The following is a 13,608-nucleotide window of genomic DNA, read 5'->3' on the forward strand; positions in this document are numbered from 1 at the left end:
GCAAAGATAAATGATTTTTATCTTACTTTCCTAATTATTACCAAAAGATTTTTTATAACTCTTATCTATAGTATATTTGTATTACAAAATCTAAAAATGAGAATTGTTATTGCAGGTGCCGGAGATGTAGGTGCCCATCTTGCCAAATTATTGGCACAAGAAAAACAGGACACCATAATTATTGACTTAGATGAAAACAAGTTGCACTATATAGAAAACCACTTAGACGTTTTTACCATAAAAGGCGATGCCACCTGCCCCAGAATATTAAGAGAAGCTAAAACAGATAAAGCCGATTTATTTATTGCCGTTACCTCTACAGAAGCTCATAATATAACCAGTTGTTTAATTGCCAAAAAAATGGGTGCTAAGCAAACTATTTCAAGAATTTCTAACCCCGAATATGCAAAAACAGATTCAGGATTTAGCCTAAATGACTTAGGTATAGATTTTATGATTTCTCCGGAAAAATTAGCTTCTAAAGAAATAGAACGCTTAGTAAAAAACAGCTCTTTTACTGAAAATTTTGAATTTGACGAAGGTCAAATCCATTTAGTAGGTGTACACCTTGAAAAATTATCGCCACTGGTAGGCAAACAAGTAGAAGAAACCGCCCACTTAAACCCGCGAAACGATTTTATCCCTGTAGCTATTAAGCGAAAAAGAAACACTATTTTACCCCGAAAAAACACATACTTTGAAGAAGACGATTATGTTTACTTTGTTTCTAAACCCGAAAGCGTTAAAGATATAGGCAAACTAAGTGGTCGCCCACTTTTAAACAACAACAATATAATGATACTGGGAGGAAGCAGAATAGGCGTAAAAACAGCTAATGCTTTAAGTAGAAATTATAATGTTAAAATAGTAGAGCAAAATCAAAAAAAATGCTTTGATATAACCGACCAATTATCAAGTGCTTTAGTTATAAATGGAGATGGGAGAGATGTGGAGCTACTTAGAGAAGAACACATAAACGATATGGGTATTTTTATAGCCGTAACAGGTAGTTCTTCTACTAATATTATGGCGTGTTTAGTGGCTAAAGCCGAAGGCGTAGCCCGCACCATTGCTTTAGTAGAAAATGTTGATTATATCCATCTTTCGCAAATGGTAGGTATAGACACTATGATTAATAAAAAGTTTATTGCCGCCAGCAATATTTTCCGACATATAAGAAAAGGAGAGGTTATTTCATTAACTAATATACACGGTGTAGATGCTGAAGTATTAGAATTTAGAGTTTCAAGCTCATCTAAAGTGGCAAAAAAACCTATACGAGATCTTCATTTTCCTAAAGGAGCTATTATAGGTGGTGTAATAAGAAACGGTATAGGCATGATTACTTTTGGCGATTTTCAGATAGAAGAAGGCGACCATGTTGTAGTTTTTGCCATGAATGATTGTATAGCTAAAGTGGAGGATTTCTTTAAATAAACTATGAAACTAAACTGGAAAGTTATTGTTAGTTTTTGGGGTTCTCTGCTTATAATTAATGGCATTTTTATGCTGTTTGCTATTATACCGGGTATTTTTCTTGATAATGATTTTGGGTGGAAGGCTCTAATTATATCTGGTATAATTAGTGCTTTTGTGGGTGCTTTAATGCATTTTTATGCTCGTGGCTATGATAAAAGCGTAGGCAAAAGAGATGGTTTTTTAATTGTTTCATTAGGGTGGGTTTTCCTTACGCTAAGTGGTTGCTTGCCGTACGTTATTAGTGGCACTATTCCCCATTTATCGGGTGCTATATTTGAAACCATGTCGGGCTACACCACTACAGGAGCTTCTGTACTTAACGATATTGAAGCGGTTTCTCCTTCTATTTTAACATGGAGAAGTATAACACACTGGATAGGTGGTATGGGAATAATTGTGCTTACTGTTGCCATTTTGCCTATATTGGGCGTAGGTGGCATGCAGTTGTTTTCTGCTGAAGCTCCGGGCGTAACTACCGATAAACTACACCCTAGAATTACAGATACCGCTAAAAGACTTTGGATTATTTATGTAGGACTAACTTTAGCAGAAACCATTTTACTTAAAATAGCTGGTATGACTTGGTTTGATGCCGTAAATCACAGCATGGCTACAGTTTCTACAGGAGGTTTTTCTACAAAAAATGCCAGTATTGCTGCTTTTGAAAGTCCTTTAATACAGTATATTATTATCTTTTTTATGTTTGCTTCGGGGGTAAATTTTGCATTAACCTACTGGGGTTTAAAAGGCAAATTAGACAAAATATATAAAAATGAAGAGTTTAGATTTTATTTTCTATTTACACTAATTGTTACCTTATTTTGCACTTTTATTATAATGCACAATGGCTCTACTGGCTGGAATTTAGAAGAATCTTTTAGAAACAGTTTATTTCAAGTAATAGCATTTATAACTACCACAGGCTTTGTTTCTGCCGATTTAACCAACATACAAGGAGCCACAGTGCTAAAAATAATTTTCTTTTTATTGCTTTTTATAGGTGGCAGTGCCGGTTCTACAGCCGGGGGAATAAAAATAGTAAGACATTTAGTTATTCTTAAAAATAGCATTAAAGAGTTTAAGCGATTGCTTCATCCATCGGGTATTATTCCTGTAAAATACAATGGTAGCTCAGTACACGGAAGAATTACTTTTAATGTAATGGCTTTTGTAATTATTTATTTAACCATTTTTGCCGTAGGTAGTTTAGTTATGGCAGTAACAGGTTTAGATTTTGAAACAGCTATGGGAGCTTCAGCCACCAGCTTAGGCAATGTGGGTCCCGCCATTGGAGACGTGTGTCCTGTATGCAATTTTGCCGACATTACACCTTTTGGAAAAATATTTTTATCGGTACAAATGCTTATTGGGCGTTTAGAAATTTTTACCGTAATAATGATATTTACGCCTTTCTTTTGGAGTAGGCATTAAGTAATTTTTATTTCTTTAACAGGAGTTTAGTTTATTGTGTTGAGGAAATAAAATACATTTATGCTCTATTGTTTTAGAGATATGAAATCCAAACTTATTATAATACTTTTGTTGCACCTATTTTTTCAATCTTGTAGTATTCAGTTTGGCGAAAAAATAATGGATAAATCAGAAGTTAAAGCTTTTTTATATAACGATTATAACTTTGTTAAGTTAGATGAAAAAACATTCAATAAAATAACAGACAAGAATTTATTTATAGTTAATTTTTACAAATATAATTGCCAATCGCACAATCAGTTAATTAAAAATACTTTTGAAGAATATAAAAAAGTGAAAAGCAATTACAAGCTGATTGTTGTTTTTACAGATAACACAACACCTCTTAATAAACAACTTGAATATTTATCGCAATTTTACACTATTAAAGACCTATATTATTTAGATTTTGAAAAATACCGAAAAGGAAATTTACACAAGAAGTTTGAAAACTTTTTATGTAATATAAGTGGAAATGAGTGTGTAGAATGCTACAACAAAAATTTTGTTATTAAATTTAATGCTGAAACAAAAAAATGTTTTTAAAACAATGCTAAACTGGAATGATATAATAAAATTTTCTACTCACGGCAATCCTGAGCCAAGCCGTAGAGTGGAAAAAACAGCAGAAGAATGGAAAGCTCAACTAACAGAAGAGCAATATAAAATAACCCGACAAAAAGGTACTGAAAGTCCGCACACCGGAGCACTGTGCAATGCGTATGATGCAGGAAAATATGAGTGCGTATGCTGTGGCGAACCTATGTTTGACTCTACTATTAAATTTAATTCCGGTACAGGGTGGCCAAGTTTTACACAGCCTATTAAAGAAAATGCCATAAAATATCATAAAGACACTTCTTATGGTATGATAAGAGTTGAAATTTTATGTAATGTTTGCGACAGTCATTTAGGACACGTTTTCCCCGATGGCCCGGCTCCCAGTGGTTTGCGTTATTGCGTAAATTCGGCATCTATTCAGTTAATAAAAGAAGATTAAAAATGGAAAAAGCAGTATTTGGCGGAGGATGTTTTTGGTGTGTAGAAGCCGTTATTCAAAGATTAAAAGGCGTAGAAAATGTGGTTTCGGGCTATGCGGGAGGCACTGTGCCGGGACACCCAACTTATAAAGAAGTTTGTAGTGGATTAACAGGACATGCCGAAGTGGTAGAAGTTACTTTTGACCAAAATATTATTAGTTATAAAGATTTGCTCATGGTATTTATGACCACCCACGACCCTACAACTTTAAACCGACAAGGAGCAGACGTGGGTACACAATATCGTTCGGTAATATTTTATGCTAATGAACAGCAAAAAGAAACGGCAACACAGGTACTTAAAGAAGTGGCAGATTATTATGATAATCCTATTGTAACTGAAATAAGTGTGCTAACAAAATTTTATAAAGCAGAAGAAAATCATCAAAATTATTACAACCTACACCCCGAACAAGGCTTTTGCCAAATAGTGATTAGTCCTAAAGTGGCAAAACTTAAAAAAATGTATGCCGACAGGCTGAAATAAAAATTAAAAAGAACTTAGTATTTTTGTTTACTGTTGATAAATGAAATGACTTTAAGCAAAAATCTACATTTTACTTCTTCATTTACAAATGAACTTCCTGCCGATATAGAAACAGAAAACTATACCCGACAAGTAAAAAATGCCGTTTTTTCTTTTGTAAAGCCATATATTTTTGAAAACCCTAAGCTAATTATTGCGTCTAAAGAAATGCTGCAAGAATTAGATATAAACGATGCCAATAGCAAGAATTTTTTAAATATTTTTTCGGGCAAAAAATTATTGCCAAATATGCAGCCTTATGCTATGGCTTATGCCGGGCATCAGTTTGGGCAGTGGGCAGGTCAGCTGGGCGATGGGCGTGCCATTAATTTAGGAGAGCTAAAAGGAAGAAATGCTACATGGCAAGTGCAACTAAAAGGAGCTGGTGCTACACCATATTCAAGAAATGGAGATGGTTTTGCAGTGCTACGTTCTTCTATTAGGGAGTTTTTAATTAGCGAAGCTATGTATCATTTGGACATTGCCTCTACAAGGGCATTATGTTTAATAGAAACGGGAGAAAATGTGCTTAGAGATAAATTATACAATGGTAATCCTACATACGAAAAAGGAGCTTTAGTTTGTCGGGTCTCGCCAAGTTTTATTCGCTTTGGAAATTTTGAACTATTAGCTGCAAGGCAAGATTTAAAGTCTTTAAAACTATTATTAGATTACACTATAAAGCACCATTATAGTGAGTTGCTTAAAATAAAAAATGAGAAAGAACACTACATTCAGTTTGTAAGAGCCGTAAGCCAAAATACTCAAAAAATGGTGGTTAACTGGATGCGAGTAGGTTTTGTACATGCCGTAATGAACACAGATAATATGTCTATTTTAGGCGAAACCATAGACTATGGCCCTTATGGCTGGATAGATAATTTTGACAGAGCTTGGACACCAAATACTACCGACAAACACGAAAGAAGATACCGTTTCGGCAACCAAATAAATGTGGTACAGTGGAATTTAATGCAGTTAGCTAACGCTATTTTCCCATTAATTAATGAATTGCAATCCCTGCAAGAAATTTTAGACGACTACCAAAAAGATGTAGGTATAGCTTTTTATAAAATGCAGTTTGAAAAATTGGGATTATACACTAAAAACATAGAGGATAAACTTTTTATAGATGAGCTCTTAAACCTTTTAGAATCTTGTGCAATGGATATGACTATTTTTTATAGAAATTTAGCAGATTTCACTCATTATGATTCTTTTTATAAAAAACTAAGCGATTATTCTTATGAGCCAAATCTTATAGAAAGCAATAAAGAAAAATGGCAAAACTGGTTAAAACAATACCAAAATTTTACAGAAAATGAAGGTTTGGATAGTGCAATAAGAAAGGAAAAAATGAACGTTGTAAATCCTAAATATGTACTTAGAAACTATATGGTACAGCAAGCCATAGAACAAGCCGAAAACAAATCGGATTATAGTTTAATTTTTGAGCTACATGAATTATTAAAAAATCCTTATACAGAACAAATAGATAAGGAACATTGGTTTGCTAAAAGACCTAATTGGGCTCTTGATAAATTTGGCTGTTCTACTTTAAGTTGTAGTTCTTAAAAGTAATATCTATTGTTAGTTTAAACTGGTATAAAGCCCTAAAATGTTTCGCAGTTCTTGCATAAATCTATCTCATATTTTCTATTTTGAAACATAAGTTTAAGCCAACTTAAGCGTTTTGGGGTATTATAAATTTGGTATAGCGTACTGGTTTTTAAATTTCCTATTACGCCTCTTGAGTTTAAATCGCTACAGCACACCGTTATATCTCCATTAGGTAGTAGCACCATTTGTTTCATTAATAAAGTACAACCTATTTTGTGCGGTTTATTTGTAGATTCTACTTCTACTTCTCCTGCCCAGTTATGCAATCTTCGTAATTCAAAACTATCGGCTTTTTCCAATACTTCTCTAAATTCCGGATGCATCCAATCTAAAGTAAAAGGCTTTTCGGCAGGTATTATGCTTACCGTTTTTAGTGTGGTTTTTGAGTTTTTCTCGTTTCTATAATCAATAAAATCAATGATGTTTCTATAAAAAACAGGCCATTTTGCTCTATCTCGCATAGTTTCAAAAGCTTCAGGCGTGCCACCATCTAAACTTACCATCATTTCATCTACTATGTCTAAATCTACAAGCTGTACCGATACTTTTTTACGAAGCAACGTGGCATTTGTTAGTAAAATAACCTTAGGAAAACGCACACCTTTTTCCTTAAATTTTTGTTTGTAGCTCTTTATTAGTTCTAACAATTCAAAACGCTTGGGATGTAATAGTGTTTCTCCTGCATTATAAAGTTGCAGGCGTTCTACGGTATGGAATCTTTTATCGGTTAATAATTGAATTAACAAACTTTCTAAAGTTTGCTCTTCAATAAAAGTTCTTGGTTTTGTGTGGTCTAAAGAGCAAAATTTACATCTTAAATTACACTCACTTGAAAACTCAACATTTACCTCTTTAATAGAACTTTTGGCTGTTAAATGAAATTGATAATGCCATAAATAGTTAAAAACATAAGACATTCCTTGAAAAAACTCAATAGTTTTCCAAACTAACGAATTATTATATAACGTATTTTTAATATAGTGTTTTGAGATTTCCATTTCGGGTTATCAAACACAAAATTACTACTTAAATGGATATTATTACAATTAGAATGAAAATAAAAGATAAATTTATCTTTTATTGAGCATTGTTGTTTCTGTTTCATAAAGATTAACCGAACTCAGGTTATAAATTAAAAGCTTTAATGAGCTTCCGTATATTTAATTAGCTCATTATCACATTATCTAATGTCGGTTTTCTACAAGTCTATTAAAAAGTCTATATATTTGCTATACAAGCACACGTTTTGAATAGAAACTCACTTTTTCATTTAAGTATTTTTACGCTATTGGGTTTTCCGTTGGTAGCGTTTATTTTATTGCATTTTAGTAGTAAAATCAATTTTTGGGAGGTAGTAGCTTTATCTCATCTAAACTTTAAAGCCGTTAGTATTGGATTAGGAATAGGCCTGGCTGGTGCTTTGCTGGGTTTATTGCTTATTCATATTTTGCCCGATAGCAAATTAAACAATATGCTTGATGGGGTTATGAAAAATCTGGATCCACAGTGGTATCATGTATTATTTTATTCTTTTTGTGCCGGTGTGGGCGAAGAAATATTGTTTAGAGGTGCTATACAAAGTTTTATACACCTTTGGCCTACGGCTATAGTTTTTGTTGCCATACATGGCTATCTAAACATTAAAGATAAACCCATGTTTGTTTATGGCATTTTTCTAATTTTTGTATCTGGAGCTTTTGGTTATTTACATAAATTTTTAGGTATCTATGCTGCTATTGCTGCTCATTTTATTTATGACGTAATTATGTTTGGCTATATGAAATTAGCAGATGACAAATAAAAAAGTCTGCAATTAATAAAAACCACATACCTTTCTCATGTTTTCTGTATTGGGTAACCCGAGATAATTTTTGTTAGAACTTGGTAAACAAAATTAATCATTTATCATCTCTAAAAATTCATCTTCCGTTAAAACAGCAATACCCAATTTATTAGCTTTCTCTAATTTGCTTCCTGCTTTTTCTCCTGCTACCAAATAATTCAATTTTGCACTTACGCCACTTAAATTTTTACCTCCGTTTTCTTCTACCATTTCTTTGGCTTGATCGCGGTTAAAACGAATTAACGTGCCGGTAAACAAAAAAGTAAGCCCATCCAATTTATTGCTTTTAAGTTGATTATCTTCTTCCGTTTTCTCTGTTTTAACGCCCAATTCTTTTAAACGGATAATTAATTGCTGATTTTCGTAATTGTTAAAAAACGAATAAATACTTTCCGCTACTTTTGGACCCACATCTTCCAATTCTGCTAATTGTTCTTCTGTCCAGTTTTGTAAATCGCTTATTTTTTGTATGTTTTTTTCCAGCATTTTAGCAGTAGCTGTTCCTATATGTCTAATTCCCAAAGCCACCAACAAACGCCACAGTGGCTGATTTTTAGATTTTTCAATTCCCTCTTTTAAATTGGCAACAGATTTTTCTTTCCACCCATCTAAAGACAATATTTTATCATAATCTAAAGTGTATATATCTTCTATATTTTTTATAAAATCTTCTTGCATAAACCGCTTTACTATATCCTTGCCTAAGCCGTCAATATCCATAGCTCCTTTGCTTACAAAATGTATAATGCGTTCTTCTGCCTGGGCAGGACATTCTGCATTTTCGCAACGGAAAACGGCTTCTCCTTCCGGGCGAACCAAAGCAGCCTGACACGATGGACATTTAGTAGGGAAAATCACAGCTTGCACATCTTTTCGCTTGCTTACATCTACACCCGCAATGTACGGAATAACATCTCCTGCTCGTTCCACAAAAACAAAATCGCCAATGTGTATGTCTTTTTCTACAATAAAATCAGCATTGTGCAATGATACGGAAGATACCGTAACGCCAGCTAAACGCACGGGTTGCAACTTGGCTACGGGCGTAACAGCCCCCGTTCTACCTACTTGATAATCAATATTTAACAACTGTGTTATAGCTTGCCTTGCTTTAAATTTATAGGCAATTGCCCAACGAGGGTGATGTGCCGTAGCTCCTAAAATATTTTGTAAAGCCAAATCATTTACTTTTATAACCATACCGTCTATTTCATAGTTATAATCATCTCTTTTAGCTTCCCAAGTGGCACAAAAACTTACCACTTCATGTATGTTATGCACTTCTATTTTTTCTTCTTTTGGAATTTGAAAACCCAATTTTCCTAACATTTCTATATTGTCAAAATGCTTAGTGAATTTTTCTCCTAAAAGATTATTCCCTTCTTTATCAATCACATAAGCTATTTGATAAATGAAAGCTTCTAAATTTCTTTTAGCTACTTCTTGTGGTTCTTTCATTCGCAACGAACCCGAAGCGGTATTTCTTGAATTTTGAAACACTTTTAATCCCTCTTGCTCTCGCTGTAAATTCATTTTTTCAAAAGCATCATTTTCTATAATCACTTCGCCACGCAATTCAATTTTTTGAATGCCGTACTTGGAAAAAGCGGCTGTATGTGGCACATATTTTATTTGCTTGGCATTAAGAGTTATGTCTTCGCCTTCTATACCGTTTCCTCTGGTGGCAGCTCGCACTAATATATCATTTTCATAAATTAAAGCAATGCTTGCTCCGTCAAATTTAGGTTCTACACAATAAGAAATATCCGCTCTATTACTCAGTTTTTTTACACTTTCATCAAAAGCAAGTAAATCTTCTGCATTGTAAGAATTGGCTAAAGAAAGCATAGGCACAGTGTGCTGTACGGTAGTAAATTCATTAGTAAGTGCTTGTGCTACTTTTTGCGTAGGTGAATCGGGTGTAATTAACTCAGGATGAGCTTCTTCTAAAGTTTTTAATGCTTTAAATAAAGTGTCATATTCTTTATCTGAAATACTTGGAGAAGATTGTACATAATAATTCCAATCGTGAAAACGAATTACGTTTCTTAAATCTTCAATATCTGTAGCGGTTAATTTTTTGTATAACAAATTGTCTGTTGCTACCTGCATTTCTTCTTCGTTCCAGTTCATGTTTGATATTTTACGTTTTTGGTGTTGATGCTATATGTATTTCTTAAACCTATTTCGGTTTATATCTACTTTTGTTTAGTATAGTTTCGGCAGGTGTATTTATCAGTTGTTGTAATGCTATTTTTTTACCGTCATAAGTGTTTTTCATGTATTGTTGCACTATTTGCCAGCCCACCCAGCTACCCACATTTCCGGGTGCTTGCTCTGGCATGCCTGCTGTGGTTGGAGCTTCTCCTATATGTCTTCTTTGCTCCATGTAGTTTTTGGTATAAAATAAATCGTGTTCGTTATAAAACTTCCATATTTCTCCCTCCGATTTTTCTACCCAATCTAATTGCTCTTTGGTGTAACCTATCAACATATTTTTATCTTTTTGAGGTTGCATACATTCCATAAAATATAAGCGTTTGCCATTTTCTATCATATTGTAAATAAGCGGTTCTGTTTCGGCTAAAGCACTTTTATTAAAATAGGCATTATATAAAACCTCCATAGCATTGGGCACAATATATACTTGCTCAAAACGGTCAATTAAATAATACGGAAAATCAAAACTTCGGTAATATTTGTAGTCTTTACCTAAATACATATCTAAAGCTATGGCAATGTATGAGGTATCTAAAGTTACAGCATTGTAGCCAAATTCGCTAATAATACTTTTTATGTTGGGAATAGGTTTATTGGGAAAATAATATTTAAAATGTTTAAAGGCTTCGCTTAGCTCATTTTCAACTTGCGTTATATCGCCATATACTATTTGAACCGTATCATATAATTCTAACACAGCTTTATTGCTCAAAAATCTATTTATATCTATCATAGTAGGCGAAATGCTATCGCTTATTTGACCAAATCGCATAACTTGATTGGTATAAAAATCAAAGAACGTAGTGTCTTTTTGCCTTAAACTGTTTAAAGATGGGTATAAATTATTGGTATCTGATGCAAAAAACTGCTGGTCAAATCTATCTATTTTAATTTGAACATCAACTTTTGATACATCAATTTTTTTATAATCGGGTTTGCAAGCAAAAAGAAGTAATATTACTAATACTGAAGTAAAAAAATAATTGGACTTAAACATACAAATGCAAAATAAGCATTTAATATTTTAATAAGAACATTAAATTTTATTAAAGTGATGTTTCTTTATAATTCTCTTAATACTATTTAGTATAAAAAGGATATGACGGACAATTTTTTATTCTATTACCAGTTTTTTAACACCTACACCTTTATCTGTGTGCACTTTTACTAAGTACATTCCTTTGCTTAAATGTGTAGTAAGTATGCTAATTTGTTTTTCATTAAACTGCTGTGCATATACTTTTGCACCCGCCACATTATAAATATCCATTTCATTTATTCTCTCGGTAGATTTTATATTTATTACTCCATTGCTTGGATTTGGGTATAATATGAAATTATTAAAAATATTTACGTCTAAAATACCAGTAGTATCTACTACGGCACTTGTATCGCTATAAAAAACACCTCCGTAATATTTAAAACAAGTGCTAACTCCACCACCTATGGCATCGGTATTATAAAGTTCTTCACCATTTACATTCAACATATAATTTCCTTGATCTACAAAAAAAGCTGGAGCTAATCCATCTCCACCATCGTCTGTTAGGGTAATGCAATAACCTCCTTCCGGCAAACAAAAGCTATTATTATAACTATCCATTATACCAAACGGACCTTGGTCATCTATAAGCGTATTGTTTACATAATCTATTATTTGAAATGTGTTTTCACTACCGTAATAATTAGTTGTTAAAGCCACTTCTACGTTTACACCATTATTTATGGTAGCATTTAAAGTAGTAGTATCGTTTATATAATTTGTATCGTTAGCTAAATTAGTAGAAACTATAAATGCCCTAAAACTATGATTTCCATTGCTTAACGCTACACTATCTAAAAGAATAGTTTCATTTTCTCCAGCTAACAAGTTGCCCGTCCAATTATACTGTTGCATATTACCATCAAAACCATAGGAAATAGTTGCAGTAGTTAAATTAAAATTTCCTCTATTTTTCAGCAATAAATCTTGACTTACTTTACTACCACAAAAATCTGAACTAATGTATCCTGCATATTGCAATGCTGCATCTTCATCTGCTGTTATGGTGTTGGGGTCGTAACCTTCTATTGTAGTTTCATTAGTGCCACATGGGTCTAACCAATTTTTTAACTGTTTTGCTATATCATTACTATAATCCCAACTAACATCAAATCTGCCGTAAAAATCTTCACTAATATTTGAGCAGCTTGCCGAACCACCGTACAATTGACCTATTATTAATCCTGCATCATTAAACAAAGGCGAACCAGACGAACCGCCTTCTGTTGTGCCTTCTTCCCAGTTGCCTATTCTCCAACAAAAAGCACTGCTATACATTGCCTGCGTGGCAGGATTATTATCTCTTGATATTTTCTTTAAATCTCCTGAAGGATGGTGTATGCCTGTTTGAAACGCACTTGGGTTTCCTGTTCTGTCCCAACCCGAATAATAAACTTCATAATTTGACGGAGGTGCACTGCTTAATTTTAATAAAGCAAAATCAGAATCGGCATTATTAGCCACAAGTGTAGTGCCCGAAACGGTATTGTTAGCTCCTGCCCAACTATTACTGTTGCATTGTGTAGATTCAAAATTAAAACCTACAACAATATTATTGGGACTTGAACCCTGCATGCAATGGTTAGCTGTTAAAAAATAAGGTTCGCCATCATTGCAAGTGTTGTTTACTAATGCTCCACTACAAAAACCGGCACTATAATTATTAGAGGTTAATAAAATACCTACACTTTTTATTTGATTTCTTAGACTATCGCCCAAAGGGCATATTGCATTAATATTGCACCCTCCCGAATCTCCAATTCCTTTCCATTGTTTTTGGTAGTCTAAACTTCTATAGCCATGTACTACTCTTTCAAGGTTTAGTTTGTTTAAATCAAATGCTTCCTTGGGTTCATATAGTTCTATGGTTATTTTATCTCCGGGAATTAAAGTGGTGGTTAAAGAACCATAATCTTTATTATTTTCTTTTGTAAATGCACCTAACACATTGTTGTAGTGTTCATTATAAATAAACAATTTAGAACTACCTACTAAATAATATTGATTAAAAGTAAAATTAAGGGTTTGGGCTCCTTCCGATTTTATGGTAATACGCCAAATTCTATCGCCATTGGGCAAATAAGTATAACTTCCATTATCAAAACCAATATTGGTATATTGAATTACGCCATATCGCCAAGGAATATTAGCTATTTTATCTACTGTTTCATCTTCTCTTCTTAATGCCACTTCATCTATTAAAGGCATTGTTTTTAGTGGAACATCTATGCTATTTATTTGCATTAATTTGCTTACAGGTATTGCTTCCTGCTGAATTTGAGCCGAGCTTATAAAAAACAAACTACTTACTACAAATAGAAGTATGGTTCTTGTCATTTCTTTTAATTTTTTGAATAAAGTTAAGGTT

General features: G+C 33.2%; 11 protein-coding genes. 7 read left to right on the top strand and 4 right to left on the bottom strand.

Annotated elements, in window-relative coordinates:
- Positions 1 to 96 precede the first annotated feature (96 nt).
- From trkA to H6578_00400, 6 genes are all read left to right on the top strand, one after another.
- The gene (trkA, locus tag H6578_00375) at positions 97 to 1,437 is read left to right on the top strand and encodes a Trk system potassium transporter TrkA (protein MCB9225608.1); all 1,341 of its coding nucleotides are present in this window, start codon (positions 97 to 99) and stop codon (positions 1,435 to 1,437) included.
- A gap of 3 nt (positions 1,438 to 1,440) precedes the next feature.
- Entirely contained in the window at positions 1,441 to 2,910 is a 1,470-nt protein-coding gene (locus tag H6578_00380) for a TrkH family potassium uptake protein (protein MCB9225609.1), read from the top strand.
- A 159-nt stretch (positions 2,911 to 3,069) separates the two neighbouring features.
- Positions 3,070 to 3,495, top strand: coding sequence for a hypothetical protein (locus H6578_00385; protein ID MCB9225610.1), 426 nt, complete (start codon positions 3,070 to 3,072; stop codon positions 3,493 to 3,495).
- A gap of 4 nt (positions 3,496 to 3,499) precedes the next feature.
- A complete protein-coding gene (msrB, locus tag H6578_00390) occupies positions 3,500 to 3,949 on the top strand; it encodes a peptide-methionine (R)-S-oxide reductase MsrB (protein ID MCB9225611.1) in 450 nt (149 codons plus the stop codon).
- 2 nt (positions 3,950 to 3,951) lie between these two features.
- Positions 3,952 to 4,476: a peptide-methionine (S)-S-oxide reductase MsrA gene (gene msrA / locus H6578_00395; GenBank protein MCB9225612.1), complete on the top strand. Its 525-nt coding sequence runs from the start codon at positions 3,952 to 3,954 to the stop codon at positions 4,474 to 4,476.
- Between the two features lie 45 nt (positions 4,477 to 4,521).
- On the top strand, positions 4,522 to 6,090 hold the full coding sequence (locus H6578_00400) for a YdiU family protein (protein ID MCB9225613.1): 1,569 nt from the start codon (positions 4,522 to 4,524) through the stop codon (positions 6,088 to 6,090).
- A 38-nt stretch (positions 6,091 to 6,128) separates the two neighbouring features.
- Here the strand turns inward: H6578_00400 and H6578_00405 are convergent, their stop codons facing one another.
- Positions 6,129 to 7,133, bottom strand: a complete 1,005-nt coding sequence (locus H6578_00405) for a radical SAM protein (protein MCB9225614.1) — start codon at positions 7,131 to 7,133, stop codon at positions 6,129 to 6,131.
- Between the two features lie 248 nt (positions 7,134 to 7,381).
- On the opposite strand from H6578_00405, the gene H6578_00410 reads away from it, so the two are divergent.
- The gene (locus H6578_00410; protein ID MCB9225615.1) at positions 7,382 to 7,936 is read left to right on the top strand and encodes a CPBP family intramembrane metalloprotease; all 555 of its coding nucleotides are present in this window, start codon (positions 7,382 to 7,384) and stop codon (positions 7,934 to 7,936) included.
- A 93-nt stretch (positions 7,937 to 8,029) separates the two neighbouring features.
- On the opposite strand, the gene ligA is transcribed toward H6578_00410, so the two are convergent.
- The 3 genes from ligA to H6578_00425 all read right to left on the bottom strand — a co-directional run bounded on the left by ligA (position 8,030) and on the right by H6578_00425 (position 13,577).
- Complete coding sequence (gene ligA / locus H6578_00415) at positions 8,030 to 10,111, bottom strand: NAD-dependent DNA ligase LigA (protein ID MCB9225616.1); 2,082 nt, start codon at positions 10,109 to 10,111, stop codon at positions 8,030 to 8,032.
- 49 nt (positions 10,112 to 10,160) lie between these two features.
- Positions 10,161 to 11,195 (bottom strand): hypothetical protein, encoded by a 1,035-nt coding sequence (locus tag H6578_00420; GenBank protein MCB9225617.1) that lies wholly within the window; start codon positions 11,193 to 11,195, stop codon positions 10,161 to 10,163.
- Positions 11,196 to 11,312: 117 nt separating this feature from the next.
- Positions 11,313 to 13,577 carry a T9SS type A sorting domain-containing protein gene (locus H6578_00425; protein MCB9225618.1) on the bottom strand — a complete coding sequence of 755 codons (2,265 nt, stop codon included), beginning with the start codon at positions 13,575 to 13,577 and terminating at the stop codon, positions 11,313 to 11,315.
- Positions 13,578 to 13,608: the final 31 nt, after the last annotated feature.

Source organism: Chitinophagales bacterium, assembly GCA_020635995.1.
Lineage (GTDB): Bacteria > Bacteroidota > Bacteroidia > Chitinophagales > UBA8649 > JAFMKE01.